The sequence below is a fragment of the Chlamydia serpentis genome, from assembly GCF_900239945.1.
Lineage (GTDB): Bacteria > Chlamydiota > Chlamydiia > Chlamydiales > Chlamydiaceae > Chlamydia > Chlamydia serpentis.
Genome location: NZ_LT993738.1, coordinates 901,670 through 920,787, shown reverse-complemented (window position 1 = coordinate 920,787; position 19,118 = coordinate 901,670). Strand labels below are relative to the sequence as shown.

Genomic DNA, 19,118 nt, shown 5'->3' with positions numbered 1-19,118 from the left:
ATAAAAAGATTAATGAAAATATGCCAATTGAATTATCTGGAATACTTCTGCAAACACTTTTCACTTTTTTAATCTAAAACTTGGTATTCTATTCCAAAGTTCATTTAACTTTTCTATTTTTATGCTAAAGCACGACACTATTGCTGCCATTGCCACTCCTCCAGGGGAAGGGAGTATTGCTGTTGTACGACTCTCTGGTCCTCAAGCTATTGTCATTGCTGATCGGATTTTTTCTGGATCGGTGCCTAGCTTCGCCTCTCACACCATACATCTTGGTCAGGTTATTTTTGAAGGGACTCTAATCGATCAAGCCTTACTTTTAATTATGCGCTCACCTCGATCCTTTACAGGAGAGGATGTCATTGAATTTCAGTGTCATGGAGGATTTTTTGCTTGTTCCCAAATTTTAGATGCCCTAATTGCTATGGGAGCGCGTCCTGCATGTCCCGGAGAATTTTCTCAACGTGCCTTCTTAAATGGAAAAATCGACCTTGTTCAAGCAGAGGCAATTCAAAATCTCATTGTTGCAGAAAATATAGATGCCTTCCACATTGCTCAAAGTCATTTTCAAGGAAATTTTTCCAAAAAGATTCAAGAGACCCATACATTGATTATTGAAGCATTAGCGTTTCTTGAAGTCTTAGCCGACTTTCCTGAAGAAGAGCAACCCGAATTAATCCTTCCCCAAGAAAAGATTCAAAGTGCTTTAGATATTGTCACGGACTTTATTTCGAGTTTTGACGAAGGACAAAGATTGGCTCAAGGAACAAGTTTGGTTCTTGCCGGGAAACCTAATGCAGGAAAATCGTCTCTACTTAATGCACTAATTCAAAAAAATCGTGCTATTGTAACTCATATTCCTGGAACTACACGAGATATCTTAGAAGAACAGTGGCTATTGGAAGGCAAACGTATCCGCCTTATGGATACAGCAGGGCAAAGGACAACAGAAAACACCATTGAAAAGGAGGGGATCGAAAGAGCTATTGTTGCAATGGAAAAAGCTGAAGGAATCCTTTGGGTACTAGATGCTACTCAACCTCCAGAAGAACTACCTAAAGTACTTTTTTCTAAACCTTCTTTTCTCTTATGGAATAAAGCTGATTTAGCTTCTCCTCCCTTCCTAAACACTTCGCTTCCTGAGTTCGCTGTCTCAGCGAAAACTGGAGAAGGTCTTAGTGAAGTTAAGAAAGCTTTAGGACAGTGGATGCAGCAACAAGAAGGAGGAAAAAACTCTAAAATTTTTTTAGTCTCCTCTCGTCATCATACTATCCTAAAAAAAGTAGCTCACTATCTAAGAGAAGCACAAACAAATCTTTATCTCCAACCTCCAGAAATCATTGCTTTAGATTTAAGAGAGGCTCTTCAATCTATGGACACTCTTTCCGGGAAGGAAATCACTGAGACGATTTTAGGAGAAATTTTTAGTAAATTTTGTATTGGAAAGTAGATGCTTATGAAAGAATTTATTCTCATGACACTAAACTCTCTATTCCCAAATCCACAACCCTCTTTAACAGGATGGTCTACGCCTTTTCAACTGCTTATCGCAATTTTGTTATCTGGAAATTCTACAGACAAAGCCGTCAATTCTGTGACTCCTCAGCTCTTCTTAGAAGCTCCAGATGCTCAATCCATTTTAAAATTAACTGAAAGACGGCTCTATAATCTAATTGCTCCCTGTGGGCTCGGCGAAAAAAAAACATCTTATATTCGTGAACTATCCAATATCTTAATAAATGATTTTGAGGGAGAGCCCCCTGCGCAGATGTCGGATCTTATAAAACTACCAGGGGTTGGGCGAAAAACAGCCTCGGTATTTCTTGGTATAGCTTACAACGTATCTACTTTTCCCGTAGACACCCATATTTTACGTCTAGCGCACCGATGGAAAATTTCCGACAAAAGAAGTCCTCTTGCTGCAGAAAAAGATCTTGTCCGCTTCTTTGATAATGCGAATACCCCAAAACTACATTTACAACTCATTTATTATGCACGGCGCTATTGTCCTGCCCTAAATCATAAAATTCACAATTGTCCTATATGTTCATTTTTTGCAGAAAGAGTTCATAAAAAAGAAAATTGAATAACATGTAGCTTTGAAAAAAGTCTTAGTTACAAAAGAATTACAAATTTAAAGCTGTGAAATTCTTAAGTATTCGTGGCTATATCTTTTAGCACACGGTACAATAAACCTTGACTAGTAATGAAAATCATTTGATTTCTAAAAGAACAATTCTTTAACATTCTTCAATTAGCACTTTAATAATTATTTTGTTTAAAAGATGAAAAAAAACACCTTTCACAAAACCAATGATACAAAAAATTGGTCGATTTGGTCTATTGGAGGATCTATTTTTGCTATGTTCTTTGGAGCTGGCAATATTGTATTTCCCTTAGCCTTGGGTTATCATTATAACGCTCACCCTTGGCTTGCCTATTTTGGTATGCTACTTACAGCTGTGTGTGTTCCTCTTTTAGGTTTAGTTAGCATGCTATTCTATTCTGGAGATTACCAAAAATTCTTCTCTTCTATAGGAAGAATTCCAGGTATGGTTTTTATTGTGACTATTCTACTCTTAATTGGCCCTTTTGGAGGGATCCCTCGAGCGATTGCCGTCTCTCATGCCACATTGTCTTCGCTCTCTGAGTCTAAAAACACTCTGATTCCTTCTCTTCCCATTTTTAGTGCCCTTTGCTGTGTACTTATCTACGTTTTTTCTTGCAAACTTAGTCGTTTGATTCAGTGGTTAGGATCTGTATTTTTCCCTATCATGCTGGCTACCTTACTATGGGTAATTTTTCGTGGTTTTCTTATTCCTGCACACCAGATAACTCATGAGTTTATTCCAAATCGAAGTCAAGCGTGGCTAGCAGGATTCATTGAAGGTTTTAACACGATGGACTTGCTTGCCGCGTTCTTCTTTTGCTCGATCGTGTTGATCTCTTTACGTCAACTTGTAGCTGAAGAAAAACATCCTAATGACGACGAAGTTCCTCTAAGCTTCCAAAATGTTAGCAAAAAGAATAAACTGTCTCTAACAATGGGTTTTATTCTTGCAGCTATTTTACTGGGTGCAATTTATCTTGGATTCGTTTTAGTTGCTGCACGTCATGCTAGCTTACTTGTTAATGTAAGTAAGGGTCATATTCTTGGAAGAATCTCCGCTATTGCTTTGGGTCCAAATAGTATTCTTACAGGAGTTAGCGTTTTTATCGCCTGTTTAACAACAGAAATTGCTTTGGTGGGCATTGTTGCAGATTTTATAGCCCGAGTTGTTTCATTTAAAAAGTTAAATTATTCTATAGCAGTAATCTTAACACTAATTCCTACATATTTAATTTCTATTTTAAATTTTGAAACTATCAGCCATTTACTTTTGCCTTTGCTGCAACTTAGCTATCCTGCTTTAATTGTATTAGCTTGCGGGAACATTGGTGATAAATTATGGAATTTCCGCTATTCTCGAGTCTTGTTTTATTTAACCCTCTCTCTTACAATTGTTCTAAAGTTAATAAATTAAAATAATGACAGGGTTGCTAGCATAATATTATGGTTTTAGAAGCATTAGCAATCTTTCAACAGGATGCAATGCAACATCTCCTTAAGCACCGTCAGGAGATCATTGTAGACTTCTCTGAGGATAGTTACACCATCCGAATTCCTGATGAAGATGCTCCGGAAGGTTATTGGTTAAGCACCTTAAAGTTTCAGGATATTGATAAACTAACTTTTGCTTCTTGTAGTTGTCCTGATGGTGAGTGCTGTGTGCACCTTATGACTGCGTATTTCGCGGTATATGATAGTTCAGGACTGCGTCCTCTACACTACAAATTTTATCATTCCTTTTGGTATATCATTTTTTCTCACTTTTTCCTAGAGTCCATTTCACTGCAAGCTCTAGGAGAGATGATCTATACTCTAGAGTCTTCCAAAATTAGCCTAGAGATCATGTGCTTGTCTGAAGAGACATTCCAAGAGTGGCTTCGGATCATTCATGCTTCTGAAGAGCCTAAGATATCTACAAAAAAAACATTTTCACAAGCAACTCTTTATCGCATTGCTAAAAAATTCTTTTTCTTTAATGAAGAAGGGGCAGAAGTTATAGTCGAAGAGAATTCTCAGGGCTTTCCCTCTCACTTTTCCTTACAATGGAAAGGTCTTGTTTTCAAAGCAGAAGTCCTAGATTTTTCTACATTAGAAACGATATTTCCTAAACTTGAATTTGCTCACACTTCTTTAAACAATCTAAGTCGTGATATTGATATCACAAATGTGACGGTCCTTCCAGACAAAGCGAAAGTCAATTTCAGACTAAGTCCTGTCGTCAGTAAAAAAGACATAGCAGATCATCCGATAACTAAAGTAGGCTCTATAAGGTACGTTTCGAAATTGAAAGCAATTGTCCCAAGCTCGCAAGAAATTGCTCTTTCGATTTATGCAATCCCTTTGCTTAATGACAAAATCAAGGAACATCTACTCCCCTTACTATGCTATGACTCCTTAGAATATCGATTACGCTATGATATCCGACTTTTACGCGATGCCTCCTTCATGTTTTCTGCTTATCTCACGACTCCTGGAGATTTAGACAACGGAAGTTTAATTTACCCTAATTACTGTTATAGTCCTACGAAAGGTCTGATTCAAATTTCAGGTATGTTGCTTCCAAAACAGTCGTTTATCATTAAGTCTGAACAAGTTGAAGGCTTTTTAAATGAAATGGGTCACTTGATTCAAGAGCCTGGATTCCAAGTATTTATAAATGAACGTCCACAAGGACATCTTACTTATAACGTTACAGAACAAGGTGTTTTATTATTTCACTATGATGTAGGAGATCCTACATGCATAGAAATACGTTTTGGTACCTGGACATACTACACACAGCAAGGGTTCTTTCTACAAAAAAAAAATGATCTTCCTATTCAAGATGGCCTGATTGTAGAACCCAAAGATGTCGCTGGATTCATTATAACAAATGATGCAGCGCTAAGACGCGTTCCTGGATTTTTTTCAGCTTGTCCAAATTTAAAAGACCTGCTTATGGAAGTTCATAAGGAAGCTCATGGGAAAGGACTGGAGTTAAAACCTATTTTTGTTGGGATAGAGGAAAGTCATTGTCGGCTATTTGGTGTGTTTCTTTATCGTGAAAGTATAGGATTTTCTTTGATCCCATCCCCCCTACAAGGACTATGCTCTCTCCCTAGAACAATTCCCCCTGAACATGTTCCTCAATTTCTTACACAATATGCGCAACATGACCGCATTGTATTCTCAGATCCAGAGACATGCCCTCCACAAAACTATGAACTAATAATCAAGTCTATTCAACGTCCTCATCCTGCATCTCCTCTACATTTGCAACTAGAGCTAAAAACAGATCTCGGATCTATTCCCATAGGCGTTGCTTTACAAGGATTGAAAAGCAAGCTTTCATACTTATTTACAAAAGCTGGATTTTTAGATCTAAAACAAAACCTTTTTCAATTTTTGCAACAATTCCTATCTACACAGAAATGTGTGCTTACTGAAAACATCGTCATAGCAACCATTACTGATATTTTCAAGTTAGATGCCTTAGCTCCATTATCCATAACTGAAGATACTGTAGCCAGTCCTGAAGACCTGCTGTTTTTTTCACAATTAAAAGCAGCATGCCTACCCCCGATCCCACAAAATCTGTTTTCCTCTGATCATAAACTCCGTCCCTATCAAAATAGTGGTTTGCTCTGGTTATGGTTTCTATACAACCACAGGTTATCAGGACTTCTTTGTGATGAAATGGGACTAGGGAAGACACACCAAGCTACAGCTTTACTCGATATCGTATTCCAGTCCTCACAAGAATCAGCGCGCCCTAAATTCCTTATTGTATGTCCAACAAGTGTATTACCCCACTGGGAGCATATTCTCAGTAATCATCTTCCAGGGGTAAGTATCTTTGCCTTTCATGGACCAAATAAACCTAATTCCTTACCTCCTGCAGATATCCTGATCACTTCTTACGGCACCCTAAGGCAAAACTATGATAAATTTTACAAAATAGCATTCACAATTGTTGTCTTTGATGAGATCCATATGGCTAAAAATAAGAGTAGCCAAATTCACAAAATTCTTTGTCGTATAGATGCTCAAATGAAACTCGGTCTTACAGGAACTCCAATAGAGAACAATCTGCTAGAATTCAAAGGACTTCTGGATATTATCTTACCGAACTACCTTCCTTCTGACGCTTTATTTAAAAAGTTATTTACAAAACGATGCAGTTCTGAAGAACTTGAAGAAATTATTCCCTCCCAGGATCTTTTATTAAAACTGACTCGTCCTTTTATCCTCCGCAGAACAAAAAAATTGGTACTTCCTGAGCTTCCAGATAAAGTAGAGTCTATCATTTCCTGCTCACTATCTCCCGATCAGGAAAAATTATACGTAGCTACCTTAAAAAGAGAGAAAGGTCATATCCAACAACTTGAAGTTTTAGAAGAGCCTAATACCAATTTTCTACATATTTTTGCTCTTCTCAATCATCTCAAGCAAATTTGCGACCACCCAGCGGTGTTTTTCAAAGACCCAGATCAATATAAAAACTACGAATCTGGAAAATGGAATGCATTTACTAAACTTCTTAAAGAATCCTTAAATTCTGGTTACAAGGTTGTAGTCTTTTCACAATACATCCATATGATCCGTATTATCACACTTTATCTTGAAGAAATTGGTGTGAAATATGCTTCAATTCAGGGGAAGTCCCTGAATCGTAAGGAAGCAATTGAGACATTCACTACTGATCCTGAATGTCAGGTATTTGTTGGCTCTCTACTTGCTGCAGGAACAGGAATTAATTTGACTGCAGGCAATGTAGTCATCATGTATGACCGCTGGTGGAATCCTGCTAAAGAAAACCAAGCTCTAGATCGTGTGCATCGGATCGGGCAAAAAAATACAGTTTTTATCTATAAGCTTATTACTGAAGATACCCTTGAAGAACGGATCCATTATCTGATCGAGAAAAAGATTCGTCTCTTGGATAAAGTAATCGCCTCTCAAGATTCTAATATCCTACATATGTTGAATCGCGAGGATCTTATAACGATATTGTCCTATAAAGATGAGCGTGGAATTAGCGATAGTGAGGGAGCTCCTTTAGACGACGAAACGTCGATTCAGTTACCTCCTGATGAGCCTTAGGGATCAGAAGAAGTTCTATGGGATTTGTTTTTTGTCAGGGCGAAACCTTACGATATCCGAAATAAGCGACTAAGGCACCCACTAGGCCATAAATGTATGCTCGATGTTTAGGCCAAGTTAAAACCAAACCGTTATCTGTAGCAAAGAGCAAAATAAGAAAAGCAAATGCTAGTAAGCCTATCCCTACAAATAAAGCTATAAAAGGCCAAGATTGTAGCCATGTCCATTCAGGGACTTCTTGCTTCCTAGATTCCTGAGCAGTGTTCTGATCACTGAGAACAGCTTCCCAGTCTTCCGAAGAAACAGCAAATAGATCTTCTGCCTCTTCTTTAGAGGCACCTTCTGGAAAAGAAATATGGCAAGAGGAGAATCCTCCTGAAGATACTGGCGGGTCCTGAAGAAAGGCGCTGCAATAAGGACATTGAGGCACGTGCATAGATACACTACCTTCACACTTCCAACAAGTCCTTTGCATTCCAGTTTCTTTAGCAAATGGCATAGGCGTCTTTCACTTTTTTTCTTGATCATGAGGGAACAGAAATTTTTCCCTATCATTGCTATACTATACCTCTATAGAGTTATAGTTATGGCATTCTCCTATAAACCAATGCATTTGACAACCTTGTAAAGAACTCGTCTATAAAATAGGAAATCACGACGTCTTACATCGCCAAAATGCCATTATCGTAAGTATACTTTTCAATATTAAAAAAGAAAACAATATTTACCGAGATAGCTCTTGCTTTTTTTGAAACAGATATTCAGTCTTGAACACAAGATCAACAAAGAAAAAAGCAATGCTGAAAATTAATCTTTAAGTCTAGAATAAGTATAAGCTCTTCTTCTGAATAAAGCATATGCGTTTACGAAGATGATTCTTTTTTGGCATCCTGCATAAAGTGAGAATAAAAATATGATCCAAGAGTTTGACTGTGTTGTTATTGGCGCGGGACCTGGAGGGTATGTTGCCGCAATCACTGCTGCGCAATCAGGATTACGTACAGCTCTTGTTGAAGAGAGCCAGGCTGGAGGCACCTGCCTAAATCGTGGATGTATTCCTTCAAAAGCACTTATTGCTGGAGCAAATCTTGTCTCTCAGATTAACGATGCAGAGCGGTTTGGTATTCATATTGACGGTTATACAATCAATTATCCTGCCATGGCGCAAAGAAAGAATACTGTTGTTCAAGGAATCCGCCAAGGTTTAGAAGGGTTAATCCGCGGTAACAAAATTACTATTTTAAAAGGCAAAGGATCTCTAACATCATCTACGGAAATTAAAATTGTTGGAGAAGACACAACCGTAGTTAAAGCCAACCAAATTGTTCTAGCTACGGGATCGGAACCTCGTCCTTTTCCAGGTGTCCCCTTTTCATCTAGAATCTTAAGTTCGACAGGAATCTTAGATCTGACAGTTCTACCTAAAAAGCTCGCTATTATTGGTGGCGGCGTTATCGGTTGTGAATTCGCTTCCCTATTTCATACTCTAGGAGTTGAGATTGCTATTATAGAAGCTCTGGATCATATCCTGGCAATTAATAACTCCGATATTTCTAAAGCTGTAACCGATAAATTTAAAAAAGTGGGAATTAAGGTTCTCACACAAGCATCTATCTCTTCGATAGAGGAGACTCAAAATCAGGTCCATATAACTATTAATGGACAAGTGGAAAATTTTGATTATGCTTTAGTAGCAATCGGTCGACAATTTAATACAGCAAGCATAGGTCTTGATAATGCCGGGGTTATCCGTGATGATCGAGGTATTATTCCTGTTGATGAAACCATGCGCACAAATATTCCTAATATCTATGCTATTGGAGATATTACAGGAAAATGGCTACTTGCTCATGTAGCTTCCCACCAAGGGATTATCGCAGGGAAAAATATTGCAGGGTATCACGAAACTATGGATTACTCAGCAGTACCCTCTGTGATCTTCACTAATCCGGAAGTTGCGATGGTCGGTCTATCTTTACAAGCAGCTCAACAACAAAATCTTCCTGCTAAACTGACCAAATTTCCTTTCAAAGCGATTGGGAAAGCTGTTGCTCTAGGAGAGGCGGATGGTTTTGCTGCGATTGTCAGCCATGAGGTTACCCAGCAAATTCTTGGAGCCTATGTTATCGGACCTCATGCATCCTCTTTAATTGGAGAGATGACACTGGCAATCCGTAATGAACTGACTTTGCCCTGTGTATATGAAACAATCCACGCACATCCCACACTTGCTGAAATTTGGGCTGAAAGCGCTTTACTAGCCAACAATCATCCTTTACATCTTCCTCCTAAGTCATGAAATCTAGGGCCACTTTAACTATAAATCAATCAACAGTTCGAAAAAAACTTCCTAGCCGCTTCCCGAAGTGGCTACAAAGGCCATTACCTTCGGGTCCAATATTTGATGCTACTGATGCCACAATAAAACGCTCGGGAATGCCAACAGTATGTGAGGAAGCACTCTGTCCTAATAGAGCTGAATGTTGGTCTCGTAAAACAGCTACATACTTAGCCCTTGGAGATGTCTGTACTCGACGTTGTGGTTTCTGCAATATTGGGTTTTCTAAATGTCCGCCCTCTTTAGATCCTACAGAACCAGATCGTATTGCTTCCTCTGCTAAAGAGTTGAATCTCAAACATGTTGTGATCACTATGGTTGCCCGTGATGACCTCAAGGATGGTGGGGCACAAGCCCTAACTAAGATAATTCAAAAATTACGCGAAGAACTCCCTGAAGCTACTACTGAAGTTCTCGCCTCTGATTTTCAAGGTAATGTTTCAGCTCTTCATACCCTTTTAGATTCCGGAATTACTATTTACAACCACAATATCGAAACTACAAAGCGACTCTCTCCTCTAGTACGACATAAAGCCACCTATTCAAGGTCTATGTTTATGTTAGAACAGGCTGCACAATATCTTCCTAATCTCAAAATCAAATCTGGTATTATGGTAGGATTGGGTGAAGCAGAAGCAGAAGTCAAGCAAACGCTCAAAGATTTAGCCTCAGCAGGTGTTCGGATTGTTACGATTGGTCAATACCTACGTCCCTCTCATAGGCATATCCCGGTTAAAAGTTATGTTACACCAGAAACTTTTGACTATTATCGCCAAATCGGAGAATCAATGGGTCTTTTTGTCTATTCGGGACCCTTTGTACGATCTAGCTTCAATGCTGATTTAGTCCTTTCCTCTCTGCAGCACGAAAAATCAGCATAAACATTCAAGATCGCTTTTTTCCTTGCACAAAACAAATAAGTTCTCTTTTAAAGTGCATGGTTGCAATTTTATCCTATGAGTTATTCGAGCTAATAAGACATGAGCGTCTGAGACACCAGAAAAAATGATTAGCAGAATCTTCACAATCAACTTTAGAATTTTCAAACTAGAAACAATAAAGAGCGTGGCCTTACTAGGAATTATGTTATTTTTTCTTAATTGCTAACTGTAAATCCTTGAAAGTTCAAATTAAAAATAATTTTGAAAATTATAGCTATCATTGCTTTGCAGGTTGACCAACTGATATCAGGCCAAGGTTCACTAAAAAATTACGTCCGGAAGAAAAATATAGTAAAGGTAAAATAAAAATGACTAACAGAATTTTTAAAATCAGCATTAGAATTCCCAAACCAAGAATTTCTAGAATAGCAATCAATGTATGATAGATTTTCAAACAAATAGAATCCTTGGCATCTTTCACACCCCATACAGCACACATCCTACCTATCCCAAAACAGGTGTTTATAATAGGTAGCGTCAAAATTAAACGCAGACCAAGCAACCCGACACTCTCACCAATAAGAATACTATCTGGGTCAGAGATTTCAGTCCGTAGTACAGCCAGGTCTACGCACAATTGCTTTAGCTTTCCACCACAAGCATTAGGCTCTCGTGTAAGAGCTCCTGCATATAGAAAATGACAACGTGATCGCCCCCAAGCATGAAGCTCATCAGAATTTGCGAACTTCTGAATAATCATAAACTTTTCCTTAAAATAAAAAGAAACAATACAGAGAAATCTCTATTGGTGTGGCTAATTTAGTTTTTCTCAACACCCACCTATAAGCATGTGAGAATTTATCGTAAAAAACTAAGTCCAACCAAACATTATAACGAATTAATTATAAAAACTTAAACTAATTAAACGAGCATAATATTTTTAAAAATATAGATATCATTGCTGTGGAGCTGAAGCTGTTACCAGTGCCAAGTACGCTTACGAAAAAAACATACGCAAGGCGCGTAAAGAATGTTTAGCAAAATCGTTAGAGCTAAAATTAGAATGCCTAAACCAAGAATGTCCAGAATAGCAACCAATGTATGATAGATTTTCAAACAAATAGAATCTTTGGTATCTTCCACACCCCATACAGCACACATCCTACCGACACCAACAAAGATGCTTAATATAGGTAACACTTCTAAGAAACGGATAAAAAGAAACAACAAACTTGTCCTAACGAGAATAGGAAAAGTTTCGTCGCAGTGTTCAATTCTTAGTAAAGAGAGGTCTTCCCCCACTCGTAGTAGCCGTTCACCTTCAGGAGCAATCCTTCGTGCAATAGTTCCTACATATAGACAGAAACAACATGACTCCCCCCAAGCATGAAGCTCACGAGAATTTGCGAACTTCTGAATAATCATAAACTTTTCCTTAAAATAAAAAGAAACAATACAGAGGAATCTCTATTGGTGTGGCTAATTTAGTTTTTCTCAGCACCCACCTATAAGTATGTGAGAATTTATCGTAAAAAACTGAGTCCAACCAAACATTATAACGAATTAATTATAAAAACTTAAACTAATTAAACGCTTATAATATTTTTTATCACGTCTCCGGCTTCGGCTCGAAAGTTATTATTAACTTACATTTCACTAAAAAGGCACGCCCAGAAGAAAAGCAGAGTAAAGGCGTGACAAGAATGAGTAGCAAAATCCTTAGAATCAACATCAGTATTCCCAAACCAAGAATTTCTAGAATAGCAACGAAGGTATGATAGATTTTCAAACCAATGGACTGTTGTATATCTTTCACACCCCATATAGCACACATCCTACCAATACCAACAAGCGTGCTCCCAATAGGCAGCGAAGATATTAAGTAAGCAACAAGAACCTCTTTACACGTGCTAATCGGAATAGTTGGGTCGTTGGATGAAGTTTCTAGTAAAGAGAAGCTTCCACCAATTGATTCTATATCTTCAGCACATCCTAAAAGAGCTCCCATACCTAAAGGGTAACTTGTGGAATCCAACCACTCAGAAAACTCGGAACATTCAAACCTCTTAATAATGAACTTGCCCTGCACCCAATCGCTATCCTTATCTAGCATCAAATCCTTTTCATATAAAAAACTACGACTAGAAGAAAAACATAGTAAAGGTGAAACAAGAATGACTGCCAGAATTTTTAAAATCAGCATCAGTATTCCCAAACCAAGAATTTCTAGAATAGCAACGAAGGTATGATAGATTTTCAAACAAATAGAATCCTTAGCACCTTTCACACCCCATACAGCACACATCCTACCAATACCAACAAGGGTACCTAATATAGGTAGTGTTTTTATGCATTCAGAAAAAAAGAGTGATATACTTTCACTAATGAGAATAGGTCTTTTGCGGCTTTCATCAGTTACTAGTATACAGAAGTCCTGAGCCACTCCCATTAGATCCCCAGAGGAGTAATTCTCTCGTACATTAGCTCCTAAACCTACAAAATAACAACAAGACTCCGCCCAATTATGAAGATCTTTAGAATCTCCAAATCTTTGAATCATAAGACCCCCTTATTTTTTAAACATAAATATCATTTAATTATATTGCCCGAGGACCTCTAATTAATATCCGATGTTTCGCTAAACAAGCACGTCCAGAAGAAAAACATAGTAAGGGTGAAACAAGAATGACTAACAGAATTTTTAAAGTCAGCATCAGTATTCCCAAACCAAGAATTTCTAGAATAGCAACGAATGTATGATAAATTTTCAAACCAATGGAATCCTTGACACTTTTCACACCCCATACAGCACACATTCTACCAACACCAACAAGCGTACCAAATATAGGTAGTACAAATACTAAATGAGCAACAAGAGTCATTATACTCTGACCAACCAGAATAGGATAAGTTGGGCTAACGCGTTTACTTCGTAGTAAAGTGAGGTCTAAACCAGGTGATACTAGCTTGCCGGAATTAGAATCTCGTACGATAACTCCTGCTTTTAAACAGAAACAGGTACTGACACCTCTTGACTCCCCCCAATCACTAAGTTCTTGAGCAGTTTGAAACTGTCGAATAATCATGAATTCCCCCTTAAAATAAAAAGAAACAATAAAGAGCAATTTCTACTAGGGGGAGCAACTTAGTTGTTCTCTACATTCATAGAACCTAGCAGACTGAATATAAAGCAATTATGTTAATACATTGGTTAATAAAACTCAACCTCTATAAAATTATAATATCTGTTAATAAACCTTGTTTCAGAAACTATAGACACCAAGACCGTTCAAAAAACATAATAAAGATGATTATTTTTAAACTAAGAACTTCTAGAACTATCACAACCAATGTATGATAGATCTTCAGAGGATAGGTTAAATCAGTTTTAAACAGGTAGTTTCTAGTAAAGCAAGATCTAGACAACATGAATTTTAAACATCTTTACAAACTAGTTTTAAAATCAGACTTTTTAAAAAATAAGACACAAATATTAAGGTGGACTCCAGAAAAGGAGTGGAAATATCAGGACTATGGGCAACCCAAAGTAATTTATTTAAAAAATCTTCTGATAAAGACAACACTGCACTGCAGTTAGGGGTATAAAATAATATTTTAGTATCGTGCCTTGCACAAAAAGAAGAGAATTATTATCATTTTACGTTCGCGATTGGCACTAATCCTACCTTTTGTTATGGTGAATAAAAAGGTATGCGTGGATTATGTTTCGTCGATCTATTTCTTTGTGCTTTTTCTTTTTAATGACTTCCCTGTGTTGCACGGGTTGCAACAGCAGGTCTTTGATTGTACATGGCCTGCCTGGCAGAGAAGCCAATGAAATTGTGGTTCTTTTAGTAAGTAAAGGGGTGGCTGCCCAAAAACTACCTCAAGCCGCTGCATCTACAGCTGGAGCAGCTTCTGAACAAATGTGGGATATCGCGGTCCCATCAGCACAAATCACAGAAGCTCTAGCAATTTTGAACCAAGCAGGCTTACCGCGTATGAAAGGAACAAGTCTCTTAGATCTTTTTGCAAAACAAGGTCTTGTTCCCTCGGAATTACAAGAAAAGATTCGTTATCAAGAAGGCCTATCTGAACAAATGGCCTCTACGATTAGAAAAATGGACGGAATCGTTGACGCCTCTGTTCAAATTTCCTTCACTACAGAAAATGAAGAACACCTTCCTTTAACAGCTTCTGTTTATATTAAACATCGCGGAGTTCTAGATAATCCCAATAGTATTATGGTTTCCAAAATCAAGAGACTTGTAGCAAGTGCTGTACCAGGACTTGTTCCAGAGAATGTATCTGTGGTTAGTGACCGTGCTGCTTATAGTGATATAACGATTAATGGTCCTTGGGGATTAACAGAAGAAATTGATTATGTATCTGTCTGGGGTATTATTCTTGCTAAATCTTCTCTTAGCAAATTTCGTTTCGTTTTCTATTGTTTGATTCTCATTCTATTTGTAATTTCTTGCGGTCTTCTTTGGGTAATTTGGAAAACACATACTCTTATTATGACGTTGGGAGGTGCAAAAGGATTTTTCAATCCCGCCCCTTATACAAAAACTTCCTTAGAAGCCAAGAAAGTAGAGGGTTCTCCTAGTGACAAGGATAAGCAAGAAAACAAGGAAGGCTTAGATCAACCTGCTGGAAATAAAGGTGTTGAACCTAATGATAAGGCTCCTGCAGATAAAGATGCTCCAGAAGGAAGCAATGAAACTGAGGACGCCTAGTGACTGCGAACACTTTCGGAACTCTGGACATCTTGATCAAGCACTCAAAGGAAGATGATCTCTCACGATTTCTTCCCAAGGATCTTCTTATTAAATCTCCTCATCCTCAGGATATTCCTTTAAAATCTTTGTCTTTTACCCTGAGTTGGTTACCCACGGTTCATCCTTCATGGATTGCCACAGCTATGAAAGATTTCCCTCTAGAAATCCAAAGTCAATTATTATCGTGGTTACCGGATCTTTTGGTTCAAGAAGTCCTTCCTCTATTGTCAGGGATCCCCGTAGCAAAGCGTCGTTGCGCGCCTTTTGGCGCATTTTATCTCCTAGATATGTTAAGTAAGAAGATCCGCCCCCTTGGAATTACAGAAGAAATCTTCCTGCCTGCATCCTCAGCAAATGCTATACTTTACTACACAGGTCCCTTAAAAATCACTTTGATCAATTGCTTAGGTTTATACTCCATTGCTAAAGAGTTAAAAAATGTCTTGGATAAAGTTGTTATTGAAAAAGTGAAGAGTGTTCTTAATCCTACAGAGAAATTATTTCTTGCGTACTGCCAATCTCATCCTATGAAGCATTTAAAAACCACGAATTTTCTTACTTCTTGGAGTAGTGACCTGGAATTGCGGCAATTCATTCATAAACAAGGACTAGAGTTTCTAGGTAAGGCTTTAACAAAAGAAAACGCCTCTTTTCTATGGTATTTTCTACGTAGGTTGGATGTTGGCCGTGCGTATGTTATTGAGCAAACTTTAAAAGAGGAACTTGAGCATCCTTATGTTGAATATTTTAAGTTCCGCCTAGAACAATGTATGAAGATCTTAATAAAGTAAAAGCTAAATCAAGTCTCTATGATTGACAAAATTTAGCTTGGTCCAAGGTATAGAAAAATAAAACCACAATAAAAAGGAGCGGCATTTTTCTTTTCAGATGATTAACTCTCGAAGATACTAATGCCATATAAAGATGAAGTTTTTCAGCTTAATTTTTAAAAACGATGATATCTCCCCGAATAAGAAGGTTTTATCTCCCGAAGCTTTCTCTGCTTTCTTGGATGCTAAAGAGCTATTAGAAACAACAAAAGCTGACAGCAAAGCTTATTTAGCACAGACTGAAGAAGAATGTATTCATATTCGCCAAGAAGCTAAAGAACAGGGATTGAAAGAGGGTGCTGAATCCTGGAGCCAGCAAATTGCTTTTTTACAAGAAGAAACAAAAAACCTGCGCACTAAGGTACGAGAAGCCTTGGTTCCCTTAGCAATTGCTAGTGTAAAAAAGATCATCGGGAAAGAACTTGAAACGCATCCTGAAACTATCGTTTCTATTATTTCTCAAGCACTCAAAGACCTCACTCAAAATAAGAACATTCTCATTCATGTCAATCCCAAGGACCTGCCTCTTGTTGAGAAAAGCCGTCCTGAGTTTAAGAAAATCGTAGAGTATGCAGATGCTTTGATTCTAACAGCAAAATCTGATGTAGCTCCCGGAGGTTGCATTATCGAGACAGAAGCAGGAATCGTTAACGCCCAACTTGACGTACAATTAGATGCGCTAGAAAAAGCATTCTCTACTATACTAAAGTTGAAGGATCCTACAGACGAATATCCTGATACTCCATCATCCACGGATTCTCCCTCCTCTAAAGCTCAGGATAAGAAAGAATAAAGGTATTCACTATTATGCGATCTATTTCCCGAGTTGTACTTTGTCTCTTTATATTTAGTGCATCATGGTGTTTTGGCGATATAAACCTATATGAAAACTCCTGTCCTTCGCGTTGTCAGCCTACACCTCCAGCAGCTCCTCCTACTCCTGTTACAGTAGTAAAACCTGTTCCACCTGCACCCTCATATATGCCCCCTGTATCTGCTGATGACGTTCTCCCTAGAGAACACCTTTCGGATGGAAGTTTCTCAGATACTTACCCTGACATCACAACTCAAGCTGTCATCTTAATTTTCTTAGCCCTTTCACCATTCCTCGTAATGTTGCTAACTTCATATTTAAAGATCATCATTACCTTAGTCTTACTGCGTAACGCTCTAGGAGTACAGCAAACACCCCCCAGTCAAGTCCTTAATGGCATTGCTCTTATCCTATCTATTTATGTAATGTTTCCGACTGGGGTCGCCATGTACAAAGATGCAAAGCAGGAAATTGAAGCTAATAAGATTCCCCAAAGTTTATTCACTGCAGAAGGTGCGGAAACAGTTTTTGTGGCTTTAAATAAATCTAAAGAGCCCTTACGTTCGTTCTTAATTCGCAATACTCCAAAAGCACAAATTCAAAGTTTTTATAAGATTTCACAAAAGACATTTCCTACGGAAATCCGCGAAAATCTTACAGCATCGGATTTTGTAATTATTATTCCCGCTTTTATTATGGGACAAATAAAAAATGCTTTTGAAATTGGTGTTTTGATCTATTTACCTTTCTTCGTTATTGACTTAGTGACTGCTAACGTTCTTGTAGCAATGCAGATGATGATGTTATCACCGCTATCGATCTCATTACCTTTAAAATTACTTCTAGTGGTAATGGTAGATGGATGGACATTACTGCTCCAAGGGCTTATGATCAGCTTTAAATAAGGACACATGCCGTGTTAACTTTCTTCGCAACTAGTTTCAAGTCTGTTCTTTTTGAATATTCTTATCAGTCATTACTACTTATTCTAATTGTTTCAGCACCTCCTATTATCTTAGCTTCGATAGTAGGGATTATGGTGGCGATTTTTCAAGCAGCAACTCAAATTCAAGAGCAAACCTTTGCTTTTGCTGTGAAGCTTGTGGTGATCTTCGGTACTTTAATGATCTCTGGAGGATGGTTAAGTAACATGATCCTACGCTTTGCAAGTCAGATTTTCCAAAACTTTTACAAATGGAAATAAAGAGTTTATGGGAATTTCTCTACCTGAGCTCGTTTCCAACCTAGGTTCTGCATACTTAGATTATATCTTCCAACGTCCTCCTGCATATGTTTGGTCTGTTTTTCTACTTTTATTGGCACGACTCCTCCCTATTTTTGCTGTAGCTCCATTCCTAGGAGCAAAGCTTTTTCCCTCTCCTATTAAAATTGGTATAGGACTTTCATGGCTCGCAGTAATCTTTCCCAAAGTTCTTGCAGATACTCAGATTGCGAATTACACCGATAACAATCTTTTCTATATTCTACTCATCAAAGAGATGATCATTGGAATCGTAATTGGTTTTATTTTAGCTTTTCCCTTTTATGCTGCGCAATCTGCAGGATCTTTTATTACTAACCAACAAGGGATTCAAGGGTTAGAAGGTGCTACCTCTCTCATCTCGATTGAGCAAACTTCTCCCCATGGAATTTTATACCACTATTTCGTGACCATTGTTTTCTGGTTAGTAGGTGGCCATCGCATTGTAATTTCTCTACTACTACAAACTCTTGAAGTTATCCCAATTCATAGCTTTTTCCCTAACGAGATGATGAGCTTACATGCTCCAATATGGATCACGATCATCAAAATGTGCCAGCTTTGTCTTATTATGACTATACAGCTCAGTGCTCCCGCAGCTCTAGCTATGTTAATGTCAGATCTATTCTTAGGCATTATTAATCGTATGGCACCCCAAGTCCAAGTGATTTATCTACTTTCTGCTCTGAAGGCTTTCATGGGCCTTCTTTTCTTAACTCTTGCTTGGTGGTTTATCATTAAGCAAATCGATTACTTTACTCTTGCTTGGTTTAAAGAAGCTCCGATTATGCTCCTTGGTTCAAGCCCTCAAATACTCTAATCGCCCCTTATATTTTTTAGATCTTTTACTGAAGAGCATTACCTAAACGTTTTTACGATATATCTGTATTTCCTATCATTGATGAAACGAAAACACCTATCATTTTTGGGAGACGTTTATTTAAGACGGGGTTAATTGACTGAATCGAAACCTGAAGATATTTCTAAAACAAGGCAAGGGCTGAAGCAAGGAGAGCTTCAA

The 19,118-nt window shown here is 38.0% G+C and carries 17 protein-coding genes; 12 read left to right on the top strand and 5 right to left on the bottom strand.

The window, feature by feature from the left end; genetic code table 11:
* The first annotated feature begins 121 nt into the window (after nucleotides 1–121).
* From mnmE to C834KP_RS04015, 4 genes are all read left to right on the top strand, one after another.
* Nucleotides 122–1,450 carry a tRNA uridine-5-carboxymethylaminomethyl(34) synthesis GTPase MnmE gene (mnmE, locus tag C834KP_RS04030; RefSeq protein WP_108896889.1) on the top strand — a complete coding sequence of 443 codons (1,329 nt, stop codon included), beginning with the start codon at nucleotides 122–124 and terminating at the stop codon, nucleotides 1,448–1,450.
* 6 nt (nucleotides 1,451–1,456) lie between these two features.
* Nucleotides 1,457–2,086: an endonuclease III domain-containing protein gene (locus tag C834KP_RS04025; RefSeq protein ID WP_108897149.1), complete on the top strand. Its 630-nt coding sequence runs from the start codon at nucleotides 1,457–1,459 to the stop codon at nucleotides 2,084–2,086.
* Nucleotides 2,087–2,285: 199 nt separating this feature from the next.
* Nucleotides 2,286–3,524, top strand: coding sequence for a branched-chain amino acid transport system II carrier protein (brnQ, locus tag C834KP_RS04020; protein WP_108896888.1), 1,239 nt, complete (start codon nucleotides 2,286–2,288; stop codon nucleotides 3,522–3,524).
* 29 nt (nucleotides 3,525–3,553) lie between these two features.
* Complete coding sequence (locus tag C834KP_RS04015) at nucleotides 3,554–7,192, top strand: DEAD/DEAH box helicase (protein WP_108896887.1); 3,639 nt, start codon at nucleotides 3,554–3,556, stop codon at nucleotides 7,190–7,192.
* A gap of 34 nt (nucleotides 7,193–7,226) precedes the next feature.
* On the opposite strand, the gene C834KP_RS04010 is transcribed toward C834KP_RS04015, so the two are convergent.
* Nucleotides 7,227–7,691 carry a hypothetical protein gene (locus C834KP_RS04010; RefSeq protein WP_108896886.1) on the bottom strand — a complete coding sequence of 155 codons (465 nt, stop codon included), beginning with the start codon at nucleotides 7,689–7,691 and terminating at the stop codon, nucleotides 7,227–7,229.
* A 414-nt stretch (nucleotides 7,692–8,105) separates the two neighbouring features.
* On the opposite strand from C834KP_RS04010, the gene lpdA reads away from it, so the two are divergent.
* Both lpdA and lipA read left to right on the top strand, forming a co-directional pair.
* Nucleotides 8,106–9,491, top strand: a complete 1,386-nt coding sequence (gene lpdA, locus C834KP_RS04005) for a dihydrolipoyl dehydrogenase (protein WP_108896885.1) — start codon at nucleotides 8,106–8,108, stop codon at nucleotides 9,489–9,491.
* Complete coding sequence (gene lipA / locus C834KP_RS04000) at nucleotides 9,488–10,411, top strand: lipoyl synthase (protein ID WP_108896884.1); 924 nt, start codon at nucleotides 9,488–9,490, stop codon at nucleotides 10,409–10,411. Before lpdA ends, lipA begins: the two co-directional genes overlap by 4 nt.
* Nucleotides 10,412–10,688: 277 nt before the next feature.
* On the opposite strand, the gene C834KP_RS03995 is transcribed toward lipA, so the two are convergent.
* The 4 genes from C834KP_RS03995 to C834KP_RS03980 form a co-directional block, all read right to left on the bottom strand.
* Nucleotides 10,689–11,171 (bottom strand): hypothetical protein, encoded by a 483-nt coding sequence (locus C834KP_RS03995; protein ID WP_108896883.1) that lies wholly within the window; start codon nucleotides 11,169–11,171, stop codon nucleotides 10,689–10,691.
* A gap of 218 nt (nucleotides 11,172–11,389) precedes the next feature.
* Nucleotides 11,390–11,836 carry a hypothetical protein gene (locus C834KP_RS03990; protein WP_108896882.1) on the bottom strand — a complete coding sequence of 149 codons (447 nt, stop codon included), beginning with the start codon at nucleotides 11,834–11,836 and terminating at the stop codon, nucleotides 11,390–11,392.
* Between the two features lie 184 nt (nucleotides 11,837–12,020).
* A complete protein-coding gene (locus C834KP_RS03985; protein ID WP_108896881.1) occupies nucleotides 12,021–12,971 on the bottom strand; it encodes a hypothetical protein in 951 nt (316 codons plus the stop codon).
* 37 nt (nucleotides 12,972–13,008) lie between these two features.
* The gene (locus C834KP_RS03980; protein ID WP_108896880.1) at nucleotides 13,009–13,497 is read right to left on the bottom strand and encodes a hypothetical protein; all 489 of its coding nucleotides are present in this window, start codon (nucleotides 13,495–13,497) and stop codon (nucleotides 13,009–13,011) included.
* 636 nt (nucleotides 13,498–14,133) lie between these two features.
* Between C834KP_RS03980 and sctJ the strand changes: the two genes are divergently transcribed.
* The 6 genes from sctJ to C834KP_RS03950 all read left to right on the top strand — a co-directional run bounded on the left by sctJ (nucleotide 14,134) and on the right by C834KP_RS03950 (nucleotide 18,917).
* A complete protein-coding gene (sctJ, locus tag C834KP_RS03975) occupies nucleotides 14,134–15,150 on the top strand; it encodes a type III secretion system inner membrane ring lipoprotein SctJ (protein ID WP_108896879.1) in 1,017 nt (338 codons plus the stop codon).
* Entirely contained in the window at nucleotides 15,150–15,983 is an 834-nt protein-coding gene (locus tag C834KP_RS03970) for a hypothetical protein (RefSeq protein ID WP_108896878.1), read from the top strand. Before sctJ ends, C834KP_RS03970 begins: the two co-directional genes overlap by 1 nt.
* Before the next feature lie 133 nt (nucleotides 15,984–16,116).
* Entirely contained in the window at nucleotides 16,117–16,815 is a 699-nt protein-coding gene (locus C834KP_RS03965) for an HrpE/YscL family type III secretion apparatus protein (RefSeq protein ID WP_108896877.1), read from the top strand.
* A gap of 14 nt (nucleotides 16,816–16,829) precedes the next feature.
* Nucleotides 16,830–17,741 (top strand): type III secretion system export apparatus subunit SctR, encoded by a 912-nt coding sequence (gene sctR / locus C834KP_RS03960; RefSeq protein WP_108896876.1) that lies wholly within the window; start codon nucleotides 16,830–16,832, stop codon nucleotides 17,739–17,741.
* A gap of 11 nt (nucleotides 17,742–17,752) precedes the next feature.
* Nucleotides 17,753–18,040, top strand: coding sequence for a type III secretion system export apparatus subunit SctS (gene sctS, locus C834KP_RS03955; protein WP_108896875.1), 288 nt, complete (start codon nucleotides 17,753–17,755; stop codon nucleotides 18,038–18,040).
* 7 nt (nucleotides 18,041–18,047) lie between these two features.
* Complete coding sequence (locus tag C834KP_RS03950) at nucleotides 18,048–18,917, top strand: EscT/YscT/HrcT family type III secretion system export apparatus protein (RefSeq protein ID WP_108896874.1); 870 nt, start codon at nucleotides 18,048–18,050, stop codon at nucleotides 18,915–18,917.
* Nucleotides 18,918–19,118: the final 201 nt, after the last annotated feature.

What these genes read in the sequence shown, in the direction of transcription:
- mnmE (WP_108896889.1), top strand. Translation starts at nt 122, where the DNA reads ATGCTAAAGCACGACACTATTGCTGCCATTGCCACTCCTCCAGGGGAA.
- C834KP_RS04025 (WP_108897149.1), top strand. Translation starts at nt 1,457, where the DNA reads ATGAAAGAATTTATTCTCATGACACTAAACTCTCTATTCCCAAATCCA.
- brnQ (WP_108896888.1), top strand. Translation starts at nt 2,286, where the DNA reads ATGAAAAAAAACACCTTTCACAAAACCAATGATACAAAAAATTGGTCG.
- C834KP_RS04015 (WP_108896887.1), top strand. Translation starts at nt 3,554, where the DNA reads ATGGTTTTAGAAGCATTAGCAATCTTTCAACAGGATGCAATGCAACAT.
- C834KP_RS04010 (WP_108896886.1), bottom strand. Translation starts at nt 7,691, where the DNA reads ATGCCATTTGCTAAAGAAACTGGAATGCAAAGGACTTGTTGGAAGTGT.
- lpdA (WP_108896885.1), top strand. Translation starts at nt 8,106, where the DNA reads ATGATCCAAGAGTTTGACTGTGTTGTTATTGGCGCGGGACCTGGAGGG.
- lipA (WP_108896884.1), top strand. Translation starts at nt 9,488, where the DNA reads ATGAAATCTAGGGCCACTTTAACTATAAATCAATCAACAGTTCGAAAA.
- C834KP_RS03995 (WP_108896883.1), bottom strand. Translation starts at nt 11,171, where the DNA reads ATGATTATTCAGAAGTTCGCAAATTCTGATGAGCTTCATGCTTGGGGG.
- C834KP_RS03990 (WP_108896882.1), bottom strand. Translation starts at nt 11,836, where the DNA reads ATGATTATTCAGAAGTTCGCAAATTCTCGTGAGCTTCATGCTTGGGGG.
- C834KP_RS03985 (WP_108896881.1), bottom strand. Translation starts at nt 12,971, where the DNA reads ATGATTCAAAGATTTGGAGATTCTAAAGATCTTCATAATTGGGCGGAG.
- C834KP_RS03980 (WP_108896880.1), bottom strand. Translation starts at nt 13,497, where the DNA reads ATGATTATTCGACAGTTTCAAACTGCTCAAGAACTTAGTGATTGGGGG.
- sctJ (WP_108896879.1), top strand. Translation starts at nt 14,134, where the DNA reads ATGTTTCGTCGATCTATTTCTTTGTGCTTTTTCTTTTTAATGACTTCC.
- C834KP_RS03965 (WP_108896877.1), top strand. Translation starts at nt 16,117, where the DNA reads ATGAAGTTTTTCAGCTTAATTTTTAAAAACGATGATATCTCCCCGAAT.
- sctR (WP_108896876.1), top strand. Translation starts at nt 16,830, where the DNA reads ATGCGATCTATTTCCCGAGTTGTACTTTGTCTCTTTATATTTAGTGCA.
- C834KP_RS03950 (WP_108896874.1), top strand. Translation starts at nt 18,048, where the DNA reads ATGGGAATTTCTCTACCTGAGCTCGTTTCCAACCTAGGTTCTGCATAC.